General features: G+C 66.7%; 17 protein-coding genes. 8 read left to right on the forward strand and 9 right to left on the reverse strand.

All coding sequences use genetic code 11. The features are described from left to right. Positions 1–222 precede the first annotated feature (222 nt). The gene (locus E4634_RS08555) at positions 223–1,791 is read left to right on the forward strand and encodes a cytochrome P450 (protein WP_135442830.1); all 1,569 of its coding nucleotides are present in this window, start codon (positions 223–225) and stop codon (positions 1,789–1,791) included. A gap of 40 nt (positions 1,792–1,831) precedes the next feature. On the opposite strand, the gene E4634_RS08560 is transcribed toward E4634_RS08555, so the two are convergent. Continuing rightward, positions 1,832–3,724 carry a M3 family oligoendopeptidase gene (locus tag E4634_RS08560; protein ID WP_135442833.1) on the reverse strand — a complete coding sequence of 631 codons (1,893 nt, stop codon included), beginning with the start codon at positions 3,722–3,724 and terminating at the stop codon, positions 1,832–1,834. 450 nt (positions 3,725–4,174) lie between these two features. Here E4634_RS08560 and E4634_RS08565 point away from each other — a divergent pair, with 450 nt between their 5' ends. After that, complete coding sequence (locus E4634_RS08565; protein ID WP_135442836.1) at positions 4,175–5,413, forward strand: MFS transporter; 1,239 nt, start codon at positions 4,175–4,177, stop codon at positions 5,411–5,413. 27 nt (positions 5,414–5,440) lie between these two features. On the opposite strand, the gene E4634_RS08570 is transcribed toward E4634_RS08565, so the two are convergent. From E4634_RS08570 to E4634_RS08585, 4 genes are all read right to left on the reverse strand, one after another. Beyond that, positions 5,441–6,766 carry an ABC1 kinase family protein gene (locus E4634_RS08570; protein WP_206046833.1) on the reverse strand — a complete coding sequence of 442 codons (1,326 nt, stop codon included), beginning with the start codon at positions 6,764–6,766 and terminating at the stop codon, positions 5,441–5,443. Continuing rightward, positions 6,753–8,159, reverse strand: coding sequence for an ABC1 kinase family protein (locus E4634_RS08575; protein WP_206046834.1), 1,407 nt, complete (start codon positions 8,157–8,159; stop codon positions 6,753–6,755). Before E4634_RS08575 ends, E4634_RS08570 begins: the two co-directional genes overlap by 14 nt. Positions 8,160–8,292: 133 nt before the next feature. Beyond that, positions 8,293–9,603 carry a multiheme c-type cytochrome gene (locus tag E4634_RS08580; protein WP_135442839.1) on the reverse strand — a complete coding sequence of 437 codons (1,311 nt, stop codon included), beginning with the start codon at positions 9,601–9,603 and terminating at the stop codon, positions 8,293–8,295. Then, positions 9,600–10,154 (reverse strand): cytochrome c3 family protein, encoded by a 555-nt coding sequence (locus E4634_RS08585; protein ID WP_135442842.1) that lies wholly within the window; start codon positions 10,152–10,154, stop codon positions 9,600–9,602. The genes E4634_RS08580 and E4634_RS08585 overlap by 4 nt, the downstream gene beginning before the upstream one ends. A gap of 181 nt (positions 10,155–10,335) precedes the next feature. Here E4634_RS08585 and E4634_RS08590 point away from each other — a divergent pair, with 181 nt between their 5' ends. From E4634_RS08590 to hemH, 6 genes are all read left to right on the forward strand, one after another. After that, positions 10,336–11,328 carry a prenyltransferase gene (locus E4634_RS08590; protein WP_135442845.1) on the forward strand — a complete coding sequence of 331 codons (993 nt, stop codon included), beginning with the start codon at positions 10,336–10,338 and terminating at the stop codon, positions 11,326–11,328. 101 nt (positions 11,329–11,429) lie between these two features. After that, positions 11,430–11,957 (forward strand): NapC/NirT family cytochrome c, encoded by a 528-nt coding sequence (locus E4634_RS08595; protein ID WP_206046835.1) that lies wholly within the window; start codon positions 11,430–11,432, stop codon positions 11,955–11,957. A 1-nt stretch (position 11,958) separates the two neighbouring features. Further along, positions 11,959–12,855 carry a DmsE family decaheme c-type cytochrome gene (locus E4634_RS08600; protein WP_167854826.1) on the forward strand — a complete coding sequence of 299 codons (897 nt, stop codon included), beginning with the start codon at positions 11,959–11,961 and terminating at the stop codon, positions 12,853–12,855. Beyond that, a complete protein-coding gene (locus tag E4634_RS08605) occupies positions 12,852–15,107 on the forward strand; it encodes an MtrB/PioB family decaheme-associated outer membrane protein (protein ID WP_135442853.1) in 2,256 nt (751 codons plus the stop codon). The genes E4634_RS08600 and E4634_RS08605 overlap by 4 nt, the downstream gene beginning before the upstream one ends. Before the next feature lie 23 nt (positions 15,108–15,130). Next, the gene (locus tag E4634_RS08610; protein ID WP_135442855.1) at positions 15,131–17,416 is read left to right on the forward strand and encodes an OmcA/MtrC family decaheme c-type cytochrome; all 2,286 of its coding nucleotides are present in this window, start codon (positions 15,131–15,133) and stop codon (positions 17,414–17,416) included. A gap of 114 nt (positions 17,417–17,530) precedes the next feature. Then, positions 17,531–18,568 (forward strand): ferrochelatase, encoded by a 1,038-nt coding sequence (gene hemH / locus E4634_RS08615; protein WP_135442856.1) that lies wholly within the window; start codon positions 17,531–17,533, stop codon positions 18,566–18,568. A 7-nt stretch (positions 18,569–18,575) separates the two neighbouring features. On the opposite strand, the gene E4634_RS08620 is transcribed toward hemH, so the two are convergent. The 4 genes from E4634_RS08620 to cgtA form a co-directional block, all read right to left on the reverse strand. Then, complete coding sequence (locus tag E4634_RS08620) at positions 18,576–18,824, reverse strand: hypothetical protein (RefSeq protein ID WP_135442859.1); 249 nt, start codon at positions 18,822–18,824, stop codon at positions 18,576–18,578. Between the two features lie 100 nt (positions 18,825–18,924). Beyond that, positions 18,925–19,770 carry a ZIP family metal transporter gene (locus tag E4634_RS08625; RefSeq protein WP_135442862.1) on the reverse strand — a complete coding sequence of 282 codons (846 nt, stop codon included), beginning with the start codon at positions 19,768–19,770 and terminating at the stop codon, positions 18,925–18,927. A gap of 74 nt (positions 19,771–19,844) precedes the next feature. After that, a complete protein-coding gene (gene proB / locus E4634_RS08630; protein ID WP_135442865.1) occupies positions 19,845–20,966 on the reverse strand; it encodes a glutamate 5-kinase in 1,122 nt (373 codons plus the stop codon). Position 20,967: 1 nt separating this feature from the next. Then, positions 20,968–22,167 (reverse strand): Obg family GTPase CgtA, encoded by a 1,200-nt coding sequence (cgtA, locus tag E4634_RS08635; RefSeq protein ID WP_135442868.1) that lies wholly within the window; start codon positions 22,165–22,167, stop codon positions 20,968–20,970. Positions 22,168–22,299: the final 132 nt, after the last annotated feature.

A 22,299-nucleotide genomic window follows, 5' to 3' on the forward strand; every position in this document is an offset into this window, starting at 1 on the left:
CCCTCTCGCCGGGCCTGGCTCGCGCCGATGCCGGCCCATCGCCCTGCTCCACACCGCCTACCCGACCGCGCTGCCTGCTCAACGCACAGCGCGGACTACACTCCCATTGCGTGCCTCCACTGCCGCCCCGACAGGCGGCAGTGAACTGGGGATTGACTTGCCGAAATATTGGCGTCACCATTGTGACACCAAATACAACGAACCCCCCAACGAGGTTTACGGATGAGCACCAGCGCCAACGCCAGCAGCGATGCTGTCTACTACGACCCCTACCTGCGCGAAATCGCCAGGAACCCCTACCCGGTCTACCGCCGCCTGCGCGACGAGGCGCCGGTGTACTACAACCCGGAGTACGATTTCTACGCGGTGAGCCACTACGACGACGTCAAGGCGGGCTTCGCCAACCACAAGACGTTCATCTCCAGCCGCGGCGGCATTCTCGAGCTGATCAAGGAGAACGTGCAAATGCCCCCGGGCACCTTCATTTTCGAGGACCCGCCCCTGCACACCGTGCACCGCACCATCGTGCAGCGCATGTTCATGCCCCGGCGCATGATCAACCTCGAGAGCAAGGTGCGCGAACTGACCGCGAACTGCCTGGACCAGCTGGTCGGCCGCGACGACTTCGACTTCATCGCCGACATCGGCGCGCAGATTCCCATGCGCGTCATCGGCATGCTGCTCGGCATTCCCGAGGAAGACCTGCAGATCGTGCGCGAATCCACCGACTCGCGCCTGCGCACCGAGGAGGGCAAACCGCTGGATTACGGCGGCCAGCTGGCCATGGACGCGAGCTTCGAGCAGTACATCGACTGGCGTATCGACAACCCCTCCGACGACGTCATCACCGAGCTGATGGGCGTTGAATTCGAGGACGAGACCGGCACCCGTCGCACCCTCACCCGCGAGGAGTTGCTGACCTTCGTCAACGTGCTCGCCGGCGCCGGCAACGAAACCACCAACCGCCTGATCGGCTGGACCGCCAAGACCCTGGCCGACCACCCGGACCAGCGCCGCGAGCTGGCCGCCGACCCGAGCCTGATTCCGGACGCCATCGAGGAAGTGCTGCGCTACGAACCGGTGGGCACCCACGTCGGCCGCTACCTGGCCGCGGATTTCGAGTTCCAGGGACAGACGGTGCCGGCGGGCAGCGCCATCCTGTTGCTGGTCGGCTCCGCCAACCGCGACGAGCGCCACTTCCCCGACCCGGACCGTTTCGACATCCACCGCGAGCGCCGCTCGCCGCACCTGACCTTCGGCTTCGGCATCCACACCTGCATCGGCAACGTGCTGGCGCGCATGGAAGGCCGCGTGGTCTACGAGGAGCTGCTCAAGCGGATTCCGGAGTGGGAGATCGACGTCGACAACGCCGAACTGTCATCCACTTCCACCGTGCGCGGCTGGGAAACCCTGCCCGCCTACCTCAACGGCAAGAAGCCCACGCGTTCGGCGGCACCGGCGGCCACCCTGGTCACCGGCGAAGCGCCGGATTCGGTCGCTGGCGAATGGCAGGTCACCATCAAGAGTCCCACCGGGCCGATGGCCACCACCCTGGTGCTGGAGGAGTCCGCCGATGGCGTGCTCAGCGGCAGCCAGTCCGGCGAGGGCACGACCACGCCGATCGAGAGCGCCAGCTACAGCGACGGCTCGATTTCGTGGACCAACAAAATCACCAAGCCGATGAAAATGAAGCTCGACTTCACCGGCCAGGTGTCTGGGGGAGAGATGACCGGCAAGGTGAAAGCCGGGTTCATGGGCAAGTTCAACTTCACCGGTGTGAAGCTGTCCTGACGGTAAAATGCTCCCCGGACCTGCGCCGGGGAGCACACTTTCAGTCCTCCAGCTCGAACTCTTTAGCCAGCTGCACCTGCAGCGCGCCGAAGCGATCCATCACCGACTGGATCACCGCCGGATCGGTCATGTCCACCCCGCCCACCTTGAGCGCGTCCAGCGGATACACGCTGCCGCCGAGCTTCAGCATCTTGATGTAGTCCGCCGCGGCTGACTTGTCGCCACTGCGGAAACGCGCGGCCAGCGCCTCGCCGGCGGCAAAGCTGGTGGCGTAGTTCCACACGTAGAAATTGCGGAAGAAGTGCGGGATACGCGCCCAGTAGACATTGGTGTACTCGTTCTGGGCGATGGCATCGCCGTTGTACAGGTCGTTGAGCTCCACGTAGATGTTACCCAGGGTATCGGCGGTGAGCGCTTCGCCCGCCTCGGCCAGGGCGTGGGCGCGGGCCTCCCACTCGTGGAAGAAGATCTGGGTGACGAAGGTGTTGCGGATACTGCTCAGGCTGTGGTCCAGCAGCAGCTTGCGCTCCACCGGGTCGGTGGTGCGCTCGAGCATCCACTCGGTGAACAGCGACTCGCTGGCCACCGAGCCCACCTCGGCGACAAACGTAGCCGGGTCCGCGTTGTGGAAGCTCTGGTTGCGGTCGGCGAGAACACCGTGCACCGAGTGACCCATCTCGTGCACCAGGGTCGACAGTGAATCGAAGTTGCCCTCCCAGTTCAGGAACAGGTAGTACGGCTGCTGGTAGGTGCCCCAGGAATAGGCGCCGCCCTGCTTGCCCTCGTTGCTGTAGACATCCACCCAGCGCTTGTCCAGGGCTTCCTGGGCGATGGTGGCGAACTCCTCGCCGAAGGTCTCGGTCCAGAACTGCATAGCCAGTTCCCAGGCCTCGGGGAAGGTGTAGCTGCGGCCGCCCTCGGTGATCAGCGGTACGCTGGTATCCCAGGGGTACAGCGTTTCATAGCCGAGAATGCGGCGACGCAGGTCCAGGTAGCCCTGCAGTTTATCGGTATTGCTGTGCACCGTATCCAGCAGGGTCTCCAGCACCTCCGGCGGTACGTTGCTGGCGGAAAGCGCCGCCGCCACCGCGCTGGGGTAGTGGTAGACGCGCGCCAGCCAGACGTCGCGCTGGATCTTGGAGCCCATAGTGGCGGCAAAGGTATCGCGGTAGCGGGCGATGGCGGCCAGGTGTGCCTGGTAGGCGTTCTCGCGCACCTGGCGGTCCGGGCTGGAGCGCAGGCGACCGAACTGGCCGGGGGATACCACCGCGTCCTCGCCGTTCTCGTCCTTCACCGTCGGCCACTCGATACCGGCGTGGTTGAGCGCGTTATAGGCGTTGACGTGGCCGCTGCCCGGCAGGCTGGAACCGGCCACCACTTCCTCGACTTCCGGCGAGCGGGTGTGTTCACGCAGGCGCCAGATGTTGTCCAGGTAATGCAGGTAGGGCTGCAGTTCCTTCGCCTTGCGGTACTTCTTGGCCTGCTTCTCGGGCACCTGGGCAATTTCCGGCTCGATGAAGGCCAGCGCCGACTGCATGCGCGCGTACAGGGCCTCGGAGCGACCGCTCTGTTCGTTGCCCTGAGTGTCGCCGTTATTCACGTGTACCTTCTGGTGCGCGTGCACGTACAGCGGGAACAGCGCGTGGTACAGGTCGAACTGGGTCTGCAGGGCCGCCGCCATGGTCTTCGCCGAGGAGCCCACCTTGCCGCGGTACTGCTCCGCCTCGCCCAGGCGCGCCTCGACCGCCGCGTAAGCCGCATCCCAGGCGGCGGCATCGGCGAAATAAAGACCCAGGTCCCAGGTGTACTGTTCGGGCATCGCGTCGCGGCTGTCGAAGTAGAGTTCTTCGGCGGCGGCAAACGGCGCCAGTGGCAGCGCCACGGCGACGGCGGCGACGCCGAGCGCGCGGCGCACAGTGGATTGAAGTTTCATCGGCAGGCCTCATCTGGCTTTGTGAAACGGGCCAGTCTAAAGGAATCCGCGACCAACGCTAAGCCCCGCGCGACCGGTCGAGCGTTCCGCGCGATAAACGGACTGTGACTTTTGCCTGTGACTTTTTACACACTTGCGCCGCGCGCGATTGACCGGGCAATCGCTTCGGGCGCAAACTACACAGGCTTATTTTTTGGCAAAACTGACTTTAGCAAAGCAAGCGGCAGTAAAACCCATGACCACCATGCATCAGGCATATATCAGCAAGCGAGACGGTATGTTCACCGTCCCGTCCGTGTGCCTGTGGGTATGCGGGGTGGTTTGAGGAAGCGCTAGTCGTCACAAGACATTCGAAAAGGCCTCCGAGAACCCTGTTTCCGGAGGCCTTTTTCTTTCCCCACTCATTCCAGGCTTCCGATTTCAGGGCTCTCCCGTTCGAGGGAAGGGATCATGAAACGGGAATTACACAACAACATACAGGCCATCTACGTGATGGGGTTCCTGCTCGGCTTCGTCGTCGTGGTACCCATCTACGTCCCCCTGCTGCAGGGTTACGGGCTGAGCATGAGCGAGGTGCTGCAAACGCAGGCCCTGTTCGCGCTGACCATCGCACTGTTCGAGGTGCCCTCGGGTTACATCGCGGACATCTGGGGCCGGCGCAACGCGATTCTGGCCGGGGCCGGCCTCAACTCGCTGGGCTTTTTCTCCCTGCTGTGGGCCGATAGCTTCGTCGACTTCCTGGTCTACGAGGCGATTCTCGGCGTGGGTTTCAGCCTGATCTCGGGCGCCGACCTGGCGCTGCTCTACGACACCGAGGTGTACCTGAAAGAGCAGGGCCTGGACGGCGGCGCCGGCGCCGGCAAGTCGCTGAGCCGGCTGATCTCCGTGGAGACGGCTGCCTCCGGTGCCGCCGGCGTGGTCGCCAGCGTACTGCTGATCTGGTCGCTGGACGCCGTGGTCCTGGTGCAGGCGATTACCGGCTTCGCGCCGTTCTTCATCGGGCTTAGCCTGGTCGAGGTACCGCGCGTGACCAGCGTCGCCGGCGAGAGCGACCACGCCGGCAACGCGCGCCGCATCCTGGCCATGCTCGTGTTCGGCAAGCCGGTGGTGCTGTGGACGGCCCTGGCCATCGCCGTGTTCGGCCTGTTCGCCGCCTATACCTTCTGGATCTACCAGAAGTACTGGGAGGTGCAGGGCATAGACCTCGCCTACTTCGGCTACCTGTGGGCGGGGCTGGCGATCGCCACCAGCCTGGCGGCGCGCTACTGCGCGGGACTGGAACTGGCCATCGGCACCCAGCGCCTGCTGGTGCTGATCGTGGTCCTGCCGATAGTGGGAATGCTGGGCATGGCCTTCGGGCCGGGCTGGATCGGCGTGCTGTTCGGCCTCGCCGTACAGGTCTCGCGCGGCCTGTCGATGACGCTGTTCTACGAGGCGCTCAACCGGCGCGTGCCGGGCGAGTTTCGCGCCACGGTGAACTCGCTGGTCAGCCTGGCGGTGCGCTCGATGTTTATCGTCACCGGCCCGCTGCTGGGCATGGCGCTGGACAGCCAGGGCACGCAGACCACCCTGCTCGCGCTGGTGGTGATCTTCGCACCGCTGATGGTATTGGTGCTGATCCCGCTGGTGCTGCGCATCCGCCGCGAGCAGGCGGAACTCAACGCGAATCCCGCCGGCAGCACCGCCTAGGGAACGCGCTTCACGCTGCCCGGCCGCTCACAGGAAGCGGTCGAGCAGCGCCTTCACATCCACCCGCGCCTTTAGCCGCGTTGCGAGCAGGAACATACCGCCAAGCTTGCGGTGGAAGTACATTGCGTCGGTGGGCGGCGCCTGCCAGAAATCGCGGTAGTGCCCCACCTCTTCGCCCATCGCGGACATGCGCTGCAGCATGTCTGACTCGCCGAAATCGTACTCGCCCTCCACCTGCAGCGGTTCCAGCACCAGCAGGAAAATATCCAGCAGCAACTGGCGGTACTCGCCGTCCTCGTCCCCGGTGGCGTAGCCGATGCGCTCCGCGGCGGCGAGCAGGCGCTCGTGGTTGCCGGCGATGGCCGCCTTGGCCAGGCTGCGGTAGTGTTTGACGAACTCCGCCTTGAACCGCCGGGTGGCGCCGAAGTCCAGCAGCACGATACGGCCGCTTGCCTCGTCGTAGTGATAGTTGGCGAAATTCGGGTCGGTTTGCACCATGCGCAGCTCGAACAACTCGCGGAACATGAGTTCGATCAGCGCGCTCATCACGCGGTCGCGCTCGTCCTGCGCCTGCGCCACCACACCCTCGATCGGCTCGCCCTCGACATAGGTCATCGCCAGCACCGTGGAGCGGGTGAATTCCGGCAGCACCTCGGGTACCCGGAAACGCTCGTCGCCGGCGAGCAACTCGCCGAAGGTGGCCAGGTACTTCGCCTCAATGAGGTAATCCGCCTCCTCGCGCAACTGCGCCTTGGCGTCGTCCAGCAAGGGCTGGATGTCCACCTCCGCCGGCAACAGGCCGGACAGGCGCAGCAGCGAGGCGATATTGTCGACGTCGGCATCGATACTCGCGGCGACGCCGGGGTACTGCACCTTGAGCACGATGTCGCGGCCGTCCAGGGTCTGTGCGCGGTGCACCTGGCCGATCGACGCCGCCGCCAGCGGCTTGTACTCAAAACTGGCGAACTGCTCGAACCAGTCCTCGCCATAGGCCTCGCGCATCACCCGCTGCAACTGCGCCCGCGGCATGTAGCGCGCGGCGGAGCGCAGGCGGGCGAGGATGTCGGCCAGTTCCCGCGGCAGGAAGTCGCCGGCATCCATGGACAGCATCTGGCCGACCTTCATCGCGGCGCCGCGCATGGTAGCCAGCTGGTCCGCCACGCGTTTCGCGTTGCCCGGGGTCAGCAGCATGTCGCGTGCGCTCGGGCGGTTGCCGGCGCGCCACTGCCGGGCGCCCTCGGCCAGCATGCCGCCGGCCACGCCGCCGGCCATTTTCGCCATGCGCGCCATGCGCGACACCCGCGAGGTGGGAATCGCGCGGGCGTCGTCGTCCTCGTCGTCACGCCTGGCCATGTCGCTCCCTCTCGCGCCAGGCGGCGACGTGCCGCTCAAGCATGTCGCAGGCATTGAACTGGGCGTCCAGTACCGCGATAAAGTTGAATACCCCGGTGAGCTTGCGCGCGATCAGCGCGAACTCCCGGGACGGTGGAATGAAATGACGGCTGGTGGCGGAGGCCGCCGCCTGCTTGCCGGCGCGCCGCATCAGCCGCGAGCGGCCCCAGCAGTACTCGCCGTCCTCGTTGAGGTATTCCGGCGGCAGGTCTTCGGGGCGGCGCAGGGGTTCGAGCAGGTGCACACAGAAGTCGGCAAACATCTGCCGGCCCTCCTCGCCGACATCCGGGTGCAGGCAGCCCAGGCCCACCAGGCCTTCGACAATCGCCGGGATGTCCTGGCGCTGGCTGGCGTCGACGGTGCCGCGCAGGTGTTCGAGAAACTCCGGCGAGCAGTCCAGCACGGAGCCGAAATCCAGCAGCGCGAGTTCGTCGTCGGCGTACTTCTTGCGCCGGTCATCCAGCCGCAAAAGGTAATTGCCGAAGTTGGGGTCGGTCTGCAGCAGGCCCCAGTCGTAGAGTTCGTAGAAGAACAGCTCGAGCATGGCCCGGCCCAGGGCATTGCGCCGCTCCTGCGACAGGGCGGCGACCTCCGTCGCGCTCACCGGGTAGCCCTCGATGTATTCCAGCGCCAGCACCTCGCGGGTGCAGTAGCGCGGATACTGGGCCGGCACATGGAAATGCACGCCCTCCGGCTCCACGCCGGCGACCAGCTCGCGCATGCGCGCGGTGAGGCGGGCCTCGCGTTCGTAGTCGATCTCCAGGTGCAGGTGCCCACGCAGGGACTGCATCCAGTTGTCGAGGTCGCGGCCGGACTTTACCCAGCGCGCCAGCAGCAACATGCGCACCACCGCGTCGAAGTCGGCGTCGATCATCTGCGCCAGGCCCGGGTACTGGATCTTCAGGCAGATCCACTCGCCGCTGTCGCGGATCTTCGCCAGGTGCACCTGGGCCAACGAAGCTGCGGCGACCGCATCGGGGTCGATGTCGAGTTCGTCGAAGCGCGTCCCCAGCGAGGCGCGTACCGCGCTCTCCAGCGCATCCCAGGGCAGCGGTTCGGTCTGGTCGGAAAGGTCACGCAGGGCATCGACCAGCACCGGCGGCAGGAAGTGCTCGCCGAACAGCGCCATCATCTGGCCGATCTTCACGTAGGTGCCCTTGAGCCGGCCCAGTTCGGCGGCAAACCGCTGGGCCTCACGACGGGCAAAGGCGGAGTCCTCCTCCTCGCGGCCCAACACCCGGGCGATCGCACTGTCCACGGCCAGGGCGCCGCCGGCGCGCAGGCCGGCCATGGACACGGCCAGGCCACGGCCCAGGGCGCGCGAGGGGAAGGGAGATTTTTTCTTGCCTGCCATAAATGTCCGGGGCGCACTGCTCACTGGCGCGCCGGAATCGCACCCGGCGCGGGAATCAGCTGCAGATGGTAGCGGCAGTGCGCGGTCGCGTACAGGGCAGCGCCCGGGGGGTCCTCCCCGGGCGCTGCCCGAGCTACTCGACCGAACCGCTGGCGAGGCGCGCGGCGTGGATCTGCTGCAGCTTGTACAGGTCCTGCTGCAGTTCGAAGAAACCGTGCCAGTGGGCGTAGTCCGGCGCGCCCATCATCGCGCCCTGGCGCGCCCGTCGGCCCTCGTGGTGCCACAGGTAGTAGTAGGTGATCTGGAATTCATCCGCCCAGGGGTTGTCCTTGAGCAGGTTTTTCGCGCGCAATTCTTCCAGCATCGCCGTCGCCGGGGCGTAGTAGGCCTCGTTGTACAGCTTCACGGCCTTGTCGCCCTGGGCGAAAAAGTTGTCCGTGTGGCGCTGGGTGTGGCAGTTGTTGCAGACCATTTTCATTTTCTCCCGGCCGGCGGGGCCGTCGCCGAGCAGCGGGCTGAGCACGTCGTCGGAACCACGCACATCGGATTTTTTCGCCCACAGGTTCCAGTACAGTCGCTCGGAGATGTTGTGGGTGACGCTCAGTTCGCCGATGCCGCTCATGTGGCAGGTGGCGCAGGTCGGGCCGCGATAGTCGCCGGGCTCCCAGGCGTCGGGGGCGGTGTCGAAGGTCCACTCGTCGCCCTCGGTGTTGTACACGTGGCCGTGCTTGGAGTTTTCGAAGATCTCGATATTGGGATGGTCCGGTCCCAGGTGGCAGGAGGCGCAGGCGTGGGGTTTGCGCGCCTCTGCGATAGAGAACTTATGCCGGCTGTGGCACGCGGTACAACTGCCGGTGCTGCCATCCGGGTAGATATTGCCCATGCCGTTGTTGGGCCAGGTCTCAGGTGTTGGCCGGTTGTCCTCGTCCAGCTTGATCTCGGTGCCGTGGCACTGCATGCAGCCGGTTTCCGAAGGCGCACCGGATAGCTCCGGGTGGCTCTGCCCCTCGTGCACCCGGGTGAGCGCGTGCAGGCTGTCCTTGGGGATAATCTGGCGGTAGGCGCGGAAGTGGCCAGAGGCGTCGAACTGGGCTTTCGCATCGATATGGCAGCGGCCGCAGACCGCGGGGGAGACCAGCGCCGAAACGAACACCGGGGTGTCGCTGACATTGGCGTGACGCGCGGCGTGCGGGGCATCTTCCGGCACCGCATGGCAGTCGATACAGGACACCCCGGCATGGGCGTGGCGGCTGTCCGCCCAGTCGCTCACCTGCCCGGGTGACACCTGCTGGTGGCAGGTGAGACAGGCCTTGCCCTCGGCGCTGAGTTCGCGGTCGATACGCAGGGTCTTGGCCGCAGCCAGGCCGATGCCGTCCTGGGCGATGCCCGCCGGGACAATGGCCAGCACAGCGGCGCAGACCACTGCTTTAATCAGACGCTTCATTCGCTTTCCCCCTCGTTTTGCTGCCAGCCCATGGCCTCGAGATGATAGCCGAGCCGCTTGTGCCCGACGTGTTCGTGGCACTCGACACAGCTGTAGTCGTCCGGCTCCGCGAAATAGCGCCGGTGCGAGCGGAACGCCCGGCGATTGCCCTCGGAGGTTTCCTGCAGGTACTTGTGGCAGCTCAGGCAGCCGGAATCGTAGACGTATTCGGCGCGGCGTTCGCGATTGCCGTGCCAGTCGATGTCGTGCGGGTCCTTGAGCAGTTCCATGGTCGGGTCGACCACGCCGTGCACACCTTTCACCCACAGATACGCGAGCGCGTTGTCCTGCGGGATGTGGCACTGGGAACAGGTGGCGCGCCAGCCGGCAGGATTGGCGCCGCCGTGGATGTCCTCGCGGTAGGAGGCACTGATCGGCGCGTGGGAGTGACAGGCGCTACAGAATTCATCATCGCCGGTGGCGTGGATGACGGTATCCACCAGCGCCCAGCTGGCGGCGACACCCACGCCCAGGCCAAACAGTACGAGACAGGCGACTAGCAATTTCTTCATGGTGTTATCCGGAGTGGACCAGCTACCCGCATGATCGACCCATCCCCGCTGCAGGTCCGTTATTCTTTCTACACAGCCTAGCAAAGATCTGTGACAGCACAACGCAGTGGAGCGCCCCTTCACCCGGGCGCGCAAAAAAAGCTAGACTGAAAGCCCGCGATTACCGGACTCCCTCACGCGTATGGTCGATCTCAAGATCTGGGCCCAGGCACTGGACCGCATGCCCAAGCTCAGCCACGCCGAGTGGCAGCAACTGGACCCGGTGGCGCGCTGGCTCATCGCCTGCCGCGCCTCGGTACTGTTCATGACCTTCACCGCCGCGGCGCTGGGCGGCCTGCTGGCCTGGCGTGCCGGCGCGTTCCAGCTGGACCTGTGGCTGGCGACGGTGATCGGCCTGGTCTTCGCCCACGCGACCAACAACCTGCTCAACGACTACACGGATTCGCGCCGCGGCATCGACCGCGATAACTACTACCGCAACCAGTACGGCGTGCATGTGCTGGAGGACGGCCTGATGTCCGGCCCCGACTTCTGGCGTTACGTGGGCGTCACCGCGGGCATCGCCCTGCTGCTCGGCGGCTGGCTGGTGGTGCAGCGCAGCGGCCTCACCCTGGACCTGATGCTGGCCGGGGCCTTCTTCGTTCTTTTTTATACCTGGCCGTTGAAATACTACGGACTGGGCGAACCCGCGGTGCTGCTGGTGTGGGGGCCGCTGATGGTGGGCGGCACCTACTATGTGCTGGTCGGGCAGTGGAGCTGGGACGTGACCTGGCTGAGCCTGGTGTTCGCGCTCGGCCCCACCACGGTGATCTTCGGCAAGCACACGGACAAGCTCGAGGCCGACCGCGCCAAGGGCGTGCACACCCTGCCGGTGATGATCGGCGAGCGCGCGGCCCGCGCCAGCATCGCCGCCATGCTCATCGCCCAATACCTGTTGTGTGTGGGCCTGGTGATCGCCGGGCGTTTCCAGTGGCCCCTCTTGCTCGCTCTGGGTGGCCTGGCCATGGCACCGGACCTGTTGCGCGCGCTGCGCCAGCCGAAACCCGCCGCGCCGCCGGCTGACTATGCCGCGGACGTCTGGCCGCTGTGGTTCTCCGCCTGGGCCTTTCGCCACACCCGCCGCTTCACCTCGTTTTTCCTCATTGGATTGATCCTGGACACGATTCTCGCCTGATCTGCATTGGCAAATCGCAACCTTCTGCCTCATACTGAAAAGACATCAGGGGTGATGGGGTTATTATGTCCGAAGATCCAGGGAAAGGCGGGTGGCGGCGGTTGTTCCGACCCTCCACACGTTGGTCTATAGCCAGCCTGCTGGCGCTGGGCATCGTCATCGGCATCGCCGGCCTGCTCACCTTCGATACCGTCCTCCACGCCACCAGCACCGACGAGTTCTGCACCAGTTGCCACGAGATGCAGATTCCCCTGGCGCAGCTGCAGGAAACCGTTCACTACACCAATCACAGCGGCGTCAGCGCCGGTTGTGCGGACTGCCACGTTCCCCGCGAATTCATTCCCAAGATGGTGCGCAAGGTGCAGGCCGCACGCGAAGTCTGGGGTTCGATCACCGGCGTCATCGATACACCGGAGAAATACGCCGCTCACCTGGAAGAAATGAAAGCGCGCGAGATCGCACGCCTGCAGGCGAACGATTCCCAGGAGTGCCGCAACTGCCACACTGCCGAGCGCATGACCTCTATCGCCGGCGAGGAGCCCAAGCGCTTCCACCGCGCCCTGGCGTCGGGACGCCGCACCTGTATCGACTGCCATGACGGCATCGCCCACCCGGGCCAGGAGGGCTGAAATGCGGGCACGGCTCCTGGTAAAAGCCACTCGCTGCCTGCAGGCCCTGGCACTGCTGGCGCTGTTCGGCGCGGGTTCGGCCACCGCCGAGGACGGCCCCGGCTGCCTCGATTGCCACTCCCCCGAACCGGATTCACCGGTGCACGCGATCTACGACAACGTCCACGGCACGCTCGAGGGCGGCGGCGCCAACGCCTGTACCGCCTGCCACGGCGCTTCCGAGGTGCACGACCGCCGCGGCAAGCGCGCCGCGCCGGATGTCAGCTTCGGCCCGCGCTGGCCCGCGGACCTCGAAACCCGCAACGGCGCCTGTGTCAGCTGCCATGCCAGCGGCGACCAGCTGCTGTGGACCGGCAGCGCGCACCAGCAGGAGGACATGGCCTGTACCGACTGCCACACCCTGCACCGTGCCAGCGACCCGATCCTCGATGACCGCCAGGCCACGGCCTTCTGCGGCGAGTGCCACAGCCAGGTGCGCGGCGAACTGCGCCTGCCCTCGCACCACCCCATCGCCGAGGGCGAGCTGGCCTGCGGCGACTGCCACAACCCGCACGGCAGCGCCGGCGATGCGGCCCTGCGTGAAACATCCATCAACGACAACTGCCTGGGCTGCCACCAGGAAAAACGCGGCCCCTTCCTGTGGGAGCACGAACCGGTGAGCGAAGACTGCAGCCTGTGTCACCGCAGCCACGGCTCGGTGCACGACCGCCTGCTGGTAGCCCGCGGACCGGCGCTGTGCCAGCAGTGCCACTCCGCAGCCTTCCACCCCAGCGTGCCCTACGGCGGCGAGAGCCTGGGCGGGAACAGTGGCGCCTACGTGGTGGGCAAGGACTGCCTTAACTGCCATGGCCAGGTACACGGTTCCAACCACCCGTCCGGGGCGAGGCTGACCCGATGAACCGCGCCGACTGCCTGCGCCCCCTGCTCGCCGGCCTGCTCGTCGCGGGCGGCGCCTTGGCCGCGGATGACAAGACTGAAGAACAGGCGCAGGCCGACGCGCAGTACCAGCCGCTGGTACCCGCCGGCCCTGCGGCCGACCCGCGCTGGAGCGACAACAGCACGGGCACGGTGCAACTGGGCGCCGGCTACACCAGCGACGACAATTTCATGTTTGGCCAGTACAACGGCCTGCACAACGACGGCGCCTCATTGATCGGCAACCTGCGCTGGCGCAGCGCCGCCGGCGGCGACAGCTGGTGGCGCGCCAGCGTCGATGATCTCGGCCTGGAAACCCGCGAGGGTGAATTCACCTGGGGTATGGCGGACAAGCTGCGCCTGGAGCTCGGCTTCGATTCCAGCCTGCAGGTGCGCAACGACAGCGGCATGACCCCGTTCCGCGGCGGCAGCACCCTGCGCCTGCCCGACAACTGGAGCGGCGGTGCCAGCACCGGCGACTGGGCTACGCTGGGCGACGCCCTGCACCGCTTCGACCGGGAGCTGGCCCGCGACAAACTCAGCGCCAGCATCAGCGCAGCGCTCAATGAGCAGTGGCGGCTGAACGCCTCGCTGTCCCACGAGGTCAAGCAGGGTACCGGCGACATCGGCGGGGCGTTCTATATCGACGCCGCCGATGGCGATGCCGCCCTGCTGCCCCTGGATGTCGACTACCGCACTACCGAAGCTGAAATCGGCCTGAGCTACAGCGGCTCCCGCCTGCACCTGGATGGCCGCCTCGATTACTCCGGCTTCGACAACAGCGACGACGCCCTGTACTGGGACAACCCCTACAACACCAGCGCCGGCCCCGGCGGTATCGCCCTGGCGCCGGACAACGAGCAGTACCGCGGTCGCCTCACCGGGCAGTTCATCCTCACCCCCGAGGCGCGCCTGCAATTCGACGGCAGCTATGCGCTGGCCTCACAGGACCAGGACTACCTGGACTGGAGCGCCAATCCCGGCGTGTTGATCGTCGAGGACCTGCCGCGCAACAGCTACGACGGCGAGGTGGCCATCGGCACCTTCAACGGCAAGCTGCTGCTGCGCCCGCTGCCGAGGTTCGAGATCGAGGCGTTCTACCGCGCCCGCGAACGCGACTACGACGCACCGCGCGACGGCTACCGCTACCCGCGCGGCGACAGCGCGAACCAGCCGGCCAGCGCACTGTCGGTCTACAACACCGCCTACGACTACCACTCGCACAGCGGCGGGGCCGAGTTCGCCTACCGCCTGCCCCTGCGCAGCCGCCTGAGTTTCGAGTACGAATACGAGGTGGTGCGCCGCGACAACGTCGCCGTGCGCGAGACCGAGGAAGACCGTTACACCCTGGCCTACCGCATCCAGCCCTGGCGCAATTTCACCGCCCGGCTCGAGGCGGAGTACGCCGACCGCAGCGCCAGCCGCTATCGCTGGGACCAGCGCTACTACGCCCTGCTCGACGTCGAGTTGATCAACGCCACGCCGGACAACCAGCGCTACATCAACCATCCTGCGTTCAGCCAGTACTACCTGTCCAACCGCGAACAGTGGGCCGGCAAGCTGGACCTCACCTGGCTGCCCGCGGACACCTGGAACCTCAACCTCAACCTGTCCTGGCGCGACGACGACTACGGCGCCAGCGACCTCGGCGTCACCGAGAGCGAATGGGCCCGCGCCTATGCCAGCGCGAGTTGGACGCCCTCCGCGGACCTGTCCCTGAGCATTTACGCCGGCGCCGACAGCTTCGAGTCCGACCAGGACGGCCGCGCCTTCCGCGGCGGTGCGGAGAAGAACGCCTTCGAGATCTACCCGCCCCTGCCGCAGGCCTCCGACCCCAGCCGCGACTGGTCGCTGGCCGCCACCGACACCAGCCTGACCCTGGGCGCCAACCTGCAGTGGCAGGTGAGCGAAGCGCTGGCTCTGCAGGCGGATTACAACTATGTGGACACCGAGGGTGAACAGGACCTCGCCGACGCCGGCGCCGCGGACCTCGCGCCGGAGGACTTCCCGGCGGTGGAGACGCGCCTGCATCACTTCGAGGCGGCGGCGACCTGGCAGGTCAATGCCCGGCTCGCACTGCGCCTCGACTACCAGTACTACGACTACGACAGCAACGACTGGTCACTGCGCAATGTCAGCGTGACCAGCCTGGATAACGTACTGACGCTGGGTGCGCAGAACCCGGACGAGGAGATTCACTACCTGGGGGCCTCGGCGATCTACCGCTGGGAGTAAGGCCCGGGAGGGGGAGAAGAACAATGGCGACATCGATGCGAATCTGGATCATTGCGGGGCTCACCGCGCTACTGGTGGCCTGTGGCGGCGGTGGCGGCGGCGACCGCGCCGCCGGCGTCGAACCCGGCCCGCCGGCCCCCGCCCCGGTGGACCCGCCGCCGCCAGTGCAGCCGCAGCCCAACCCGGCGCCCTACGCAGAAGCCACGGAACTGCTGGCAGCCATCACCGGCGCCAGCATCGACGGTGCGGGCATCGCCAGCGTCGAGTTCCAGCTCACCGATGGCAGGGGTACGGCAATCACCGACCTCACCATCGACAACGTGCGCTTTGTCATCGCCAAGCTGCAGACCAGCCCGCTGGGCAACCTCACCGGCAGCTGGCAGTCCTATATCAACGCCATCGAGAGCGCCGGCAGCGTCGGCCCGGGTACCGAGGATAAACTCCAGGCCACTTACGAACGCAACGCGGACGGCTTGGTCAACCACGGCGACGGCACCTATACCTACACCTTCGCCCAGAGCGTCAGCGACCTGCCCGCCGAAATCCTGGCGCAGGCAGAGACCGAAGGCCTGGACCTGTCCTTCGACCCCGCCCTGACCCACCGCGTCGCGATCCAGTTCGACGGCAACCCGTTCACCACGGCCAACCCGCACCGCGACTGGGTACCGGCCAGCGGCGCCACCAGCGGCATCTTCAGCATGGATATCGCCGCCACCGCCAACTGCAACCGCTGCCACGACCCGCTGGGCATCCACGGCGGCAACCGCCGCGAAATCCAGTACTGCGTGACCTGCCACAACCCCGGCAGCACCGACGCCAACAGCGGCAACACCGTGGACCTCAAGGTGATGATCCACAAGATTCACCGCGGCGCTTCCCTGCCCAGCGTGCAGGCCGGCGGCGAGTACGTTATCTGGGGCTTCCGCGACAGCGCCCACGACTACTCCAACCTGCACTACCCGCAGGACATCCGCAATTGCGTCAACTGCCACGCCGGCACCCAGACCGGCGCCGGACTCGAGGACACCCTGCAGCTCACTTCCCAGGGCGACAACTGGGCCAACGTGCCCTCCGCCGCGGCCTGCGGCAGCTGCCACGATGGGGTCAGTGACGACGGTTTCGATGCGCCGGCCCACATCGCCGGCAGGGACGAGAGCCAGTGCGCCAGCTGTCACTCCGCCGGCGGCGTCGCCGGCAGTATCGCCGACAGCCACCGCAACCTGGTGGCCGAGGCCAGCGCGCGCTTCCAGCCGAGCATCACCTCGGTGGACAGCAGCATGCCCGGGCAGATGCCGGTCATCGGCTTCACCATCACCGACCCGCAGACCGGCGAGGCCTACGACCTGCTGAGCGACCCGGTCTTTACCGGCGCCTCGGTCAACGTGCGCGTGGCCTGGGATACCGACGACTACAACAACACCGGCAACGGTGAGGAAGACGCCAGCTCCGTCGCCACCAGCGCCTTCACCGCCATGCCCGCCGGCGACGACAGCTACAGCCTGGTCATGGAACAGTCACTGCCCGACGGCAGCGAGGCGCCCTTCGTGCCCGCCAGCGGCAGCGGCGTGGCCGTTATCGAGGGCCGCCTGTCGATGGCGGTGAGCGACGAGGAGATCGCAGTGACCGTGCCCCTGCCCAACACGCACATGTTCTTCTCCATCGACGAGGCGGACGGCTCGCCGAGCCCGCGCCGCCAGTCCGTAGAACTGGACAACTGCCTGGCCTGCCACGGCAGCCTGTCGATCCACGGTGGCAACCGCACCGACGATCTCGACAACTGCGTGACCTGCCACAACCCGCGCAACACCGACCGCGAGGTACGCGGGATCGCCGCCAGCCCGCCCACCGATGGCAAGGACGAAGAGTCGCTGGACTTCAAGACCATGATCCACGGCATCCACGCCGCCGCCCTGCGCGAGAATCCGCTGGAAATCGTCGGCTTCCGCGGTTTCAACACCTACCGCTACGATACCGAGACCGTGCACTACCCGGGCGACCTGGCCAATTGCACCGCCTGCCACACCAGCGACGGCTTCACCCTGCCGCTGGCATCCAGTGTGCTCGGCTCCACGGTGGATACCGGCGAGGATCACGAGGACCCGGCCGACGACACCGTGGTCAGCCCGGCCAGCGCGGTGTGCAGCAGTTGCCACGACGACGCCACCGCCCGCTCGCACATGAGCGCCAACGGTGGCGACTTCGCCACCACCCAGGCGGCACTCGACGATGGCAGCGTGGTCGAACAGTGTTCTGTGTGTCACGGCTCGGGGAATATCGCCGACGTCGCGGAGGTGCACAACCCGCACTGAGGCCGCTCACTGGCAGCGCGGCGGCCGCCGAACCCGGCGGCTGTCGCGCAAAGTGTGGATTTCCTAAAGCCGAGCTTGGCCCTCGCCGATGTCCTACGTATATTTGGGCGTGCCATGAAATACCTCAATCACAAAGTCCTCGACCCGACCACTCCCGGCAAGGTGGGTGTACTCATCACCAATCTCGGCAGCCCCGACGCCGCCGAGCGCGGTGCGCTGCGTCGCTACCTGAAACAGTTTCTCTCGGACCCGCGCGTGGTCGAGGTGCCAAGGCTGCTGTGGTCGCTGATTCTCAACGGCATCATCCTCAACGTGCGCCCGGGACGCTCAGCCGCCGCCTATCGCAGCGTGTGGACCGATGACGGCTCGCCGTTGATGGTGCACACCCGGGCCCAGGCCGAGGGCCTGCGCGCCCTGCTGCAGGAGCGCTACGGTGAGGAAGTGATCGTCGAGTTCGCCATGCGCTACGGCTCGCCGGCCATCGATGCGGTGGTGGAAGGCATGCTGGAACGCGGGGTCAACCGATTGCTGGTCATGCCGCTTTACCCGCAGTATAGCGCCGCCACCAGCGGCTCAACTTTCGATGCGCTGGCCGCGCATTTCTGCCAGCGTCGGGACATGCCCGCCCTGCGCTTTCGCCGCGACTACCACGATCACGAGGATTACATCGGCGCGCTGGCACTGAAGATCCAGCAGTACCAGGCCGAACACGGCGTGCCGGACAAGCTGGTGTTTTCCTACCACGGTGTGCCGCAGCGCTACTGCGACAACGGCGACCCGTACTACGCCCAGTGCCAGCACACCACGCAACTGGTGGTGGACGTGCTGGACCTGCCCGATGACAGCTACATGACCTGCTTCCAGTCGCGCTTCGGCCGCGAGCCCTGGCTGCAGCCCTACCTGGACGAGACCCTGAAGTCGCTGCCGGGCGAGGGTGTGAAATCAGTACAGGTCATCTGCCCGGGCTTCAGCGCAGATTGCCTGGAGACCCTGGAGGAAGTCGCGGTGGAGAACCGCGACTACTTCCTGGAGGCGGGCGGCGAGTCGTTTGGCTATATCCCCTGCCTCAACGCGGATGCGGAGCACCTCTCCGCCCTCGCCCAGCTGGCCGGCGAAGACCTGCCCGGCTGGGTGGTGGGGAAATTCGAGTAGCGAGTGATTATTCGCCCGCGGGCATGATCTCGGCGATCATCGCCTTGAGCTGTTCGTCGGTGAAGTCCGCGTTGTCCGCGTGACGCTTGTTGCTCAGGTCCTTGGCGTCGGCGAGGATCTCATCGGCGCTCAATCCCTCCCAGTCTTCCGCAGGTTCATGGCAATCCATGCAGATAACCTCGTCGGCGTCCTGCGCCAGGGCGGGAAGGCTGATAGCGGCAAGGGCCAGGAGCAGGGCGGGTAGCAGGCGGGGCATAAGACATCTCCGGTCGGTAAAAGACCCCCAAGATATAGCACAGCACCGGCCAGGGAGCTACCGCGCTCGCCCCGCAGCGACAAAACCAGCCCTTGTATGACTAGCCGTGGTGGAAGCTGGCCGGCTCCAGCACACCGATGCCATAGGCCAGTGCGATGCCGAGCAGGAAGGCGAGCGTCAGCTTGCCGCGGTCGTGGCTGTGGAAATGCACCTCGGGCAACAGGTCGCCGAGCGCGATACAGGTAAAGGCACCGGCTGAAAACGACAGCGTCGCCGCCACGATATAGTCGCCGCTGCTGCCCAGTGAATCGACCCCGAAGTAGAACGCGAGCGCGCCCAGCGGGCAAAGAACGGCGAACAGCAGGTTCGCGGTAGCGCGTGCCGAGCGACTCGCGCCACCCGCCTGCATGATTGTGGTGATGGACATCGCGTCCAGCGGCTTGTGCAGCAGGATGGCCATGAACACGCCGAAGCCGGCCAGCGCACCGGCGGCGCCGTGCCCCGGCTCGCCGCGCATCACCGCGCCCAGGGCGACGCCGTCGATCAGCGTGTGTACACCCAGGCCGAGCGCCAGCCCGAGCCAGCTGAAACCGTGTACCGCGTGCTCACTGTGCCCATGGTGGTGTTCGTGGTGGACGTCTTCCTCGGGGCTGAAATCGTGCTGGTGGAAATTGAACAGGCGCAGCAGCAGCAGCATGACGATGATGCCGAGCACCAGGAACTCGACGGCAAAGTCCACCGCACCGGCGTCGCCAGCCATGGCGATACCGTGCGGCAGCAAATGGAAGAACGCCACCCCCAGCATGAGCCCGGAAACCAGGCTCATCACCAGCTGGGTGCGCGTGTGGGTCATGCGCACGCGGTCCGGCAACAGGCCGCCGGCCAGCGAGAAGCAGGCGATAGCGACGCAGTAGGCGACGAGCAGAAACGCGGCGGACACGGCCATGTGGTCAGGACTCTCCCCGGGAAAAGCGGCGTATTATTTCACAGGCGGACACGCCGCCTCCAGCGCGCCGGCGATTACACCAGCACCAGGTTGTCGCGGTGGATCAGCTCCGGGTCGCCGGCATAACCGAGGATGTTCTCGATCGCCGAGGACGGTGAGCCCATAACCTCGCGGGTTTCCGCCGCGCTGTAATTGACCAGGCCGCGGGCGATCTCGCGGCCCTCGCTGTCGCGGCAGGACACCAGGTCGCCGCGGTGGAACGCGCCACTGACCCCGCGCACACCGACCGGCAGCAGGCTGCGCCCGGACTCGCGCAGCACGCGCACCGCCCCGGCGTCCAGCTCGACACTGCCCTGTACCTGCAACATGCTCGCCAGCCACTGCTTGCGCGCGGTGTCCGGACGGCGGCCGCTGCGCAGCCAGGTGCCGAGGTTCTCCCCGCCGGTGACCCGGGCCATGACATCCGGCAACCGCCCGCCGGCGATCACCGTCTGCGTGCCGGAGCGCGCTGCGAGGCGCGCCGCGCGCAGCTTGGTGACCATGCCGCCGCGCCCCAGGCTGCCGCCCTCGCCGGCCATCTCGTCCAGCTCCGGCGCGTGCACGTCGGCCACTTCCACCAGTTGCGCGTGGGGATTGCTGCGCGGGTCGGCGTCGTACAGGCCGCTCTGGTCGGTGAGCAGCAACAGCGCGTCGGCGTCGATCAGGTTGGCCACCAGCGCGGCCAGGGTGTCGTTGTCGCCGAAGCGGATTTCGTCGGTGACCACCGTGTCATTCTCGTTGACCACCGGCACCACCGAGAAGTCCAGCAGCGTGTTGAGCGTACCGCGGGCGTTCAGGTAGCGGTCGCGGGCGATCACGTCGTCGTGGCCCAGCAGAACCTGGGCGGCGATGATGCCGTGGCGCTTGAAAGCGTTCTCGTAACTCTGCACCAGCACCGACTGCCCCACCGCAGCGGCGGCCTGCAGGTCGTGCAGCAGGTGCGGCCGCGCGGCCAGCCCCAGGCGCACCACGCCGGCGGCCACCGCGCCGCTGGACACCAGCACCACCTCGCAGCCGCGCTCACGTAGTGCCGCGATCTGCTCCACCAAGGTGGCGATCATTTGTTCGTCGAGGCCACGCCCGTCGTTGGTCAGCAGGGCGCTGCCCACCTTGACCACCCAGCGGCGGCCGGCGGCGATGTCTTCGCGCGGGTTCATGTCAGGGGGCGTACTCCACGTCGACGTCGTAGTCATCCTCGTCCCAGTCGTCGTCATCGTCGTTCTGTTCGCTGGACTTGCCGCGGCGCCGCGACGCGCGCAGCTCGGCGATACGATCGCGCGCCTCGGCCTGCATGCGCCGCTGGGCGTCCAGCTCGGCCTGGGCCAGTTCCGGGTCTTCCAGTTCGGCCTCGCGCAGCGCCTCGATGCGCGTCATCAGGTCGGCACACAGGCGTTCGGTGCCCTCCCCGCTGATGGCTGCGATCTCGTAAACCGGACCCTCCCAGCCCAGGGCCTCGATCACCGCGGCGCGGCGTTCGGCCAGTTCCTCGGCGTCGACCATGTCGATCTTGTTCAGCACCAACCAGCGCTCGCGCGCCGCCAGGGTCGGGCTGAACAGCTGCAACTCGCCGGCGATGGCCTGGGCCGCGTCGGCGGGCTCCACGCCGTCCCAGGGCGCCATGTCCACGAGGTGCAGCAGGATGCGGTTGCGCGTCAGGTGCTTGAGGAAGCGAATCCCCAGGCCGGCGCCCTCGGAGGCGCCCTCGATCAACCCGGGGATGTCGGCAATCACGAAACTGCGGTGCGCCTCGATGCGCACTACGCCGAGGTTGGGCACCAGCGTGGTAAACGGATAGTCGGCAACCTTGGGACGGGCCGCGGACACGGCGCGAATCAGGGTGGATTTGCCGGCGTTGGGCAGGCCGAGCAGGCCGACATCGGCCATCAGCTTGAGCTCCAGCTTCAACGCCCGCGACTCGCCCTCGGTACCGGACGTGGTCTGCCGCGGGGCGCGGTTGGTGCTGGATTTGAAGCGCGTGTTACCGAGCCCGTGCCAGCCGCCCTGCGCCACCAGCAGGCGCTCGCCATCGCCCTGGATGTCGCCGAGCACTTCACCGGTATCCTCGTCGAGCACGGTGGTGCCCACGGGCACTTTCAGCACGAGGTCCTCGCCGCTCTTGCCGGTGCAATTGCGGCCCCGGCCGGACTCGCCGCTCTCGGCGCGATAGCTGCGCACGTAGCGGTAGTCGACCATGGTGTTGAGGGAATCATCCCCCTCCAGGAATACACTGCCGCCGTCGCCGCCATCGCCCCCGTCGGGGCCACCCTTGGCCACATACTTCTCACGCCGGAAGCTCAGGCAGCCGTTGCCGCCCTTGCCGGCGTGTACTGTGATGCTTGCCTCGTCTACGAATTTCATCTTCTCGCCTGCGTTTTCGCGCGCAGACTTCTCATCTGCGGGTCTGGCTCCCGGGGTGGCGCTGGCTACCGCACTTTCCTGCCTGCCTGGGAGCGCTTGCTGTTTGTGCCTCTGGGGCTCTGACCGCTTCTC

Origin of the sequence: Mangrovimicrobium sediminis (genome assembly GCF_004745945.1) — a bacterium.
In the GTDB taxonomy this organism is placed as follows: Bacteria; Pseudomonadota; Gammaproteobacteria; order Pseudomonadales; family Halieaceae; genus Mangrovimicrobium; species Mangrovimicrobium sediminis.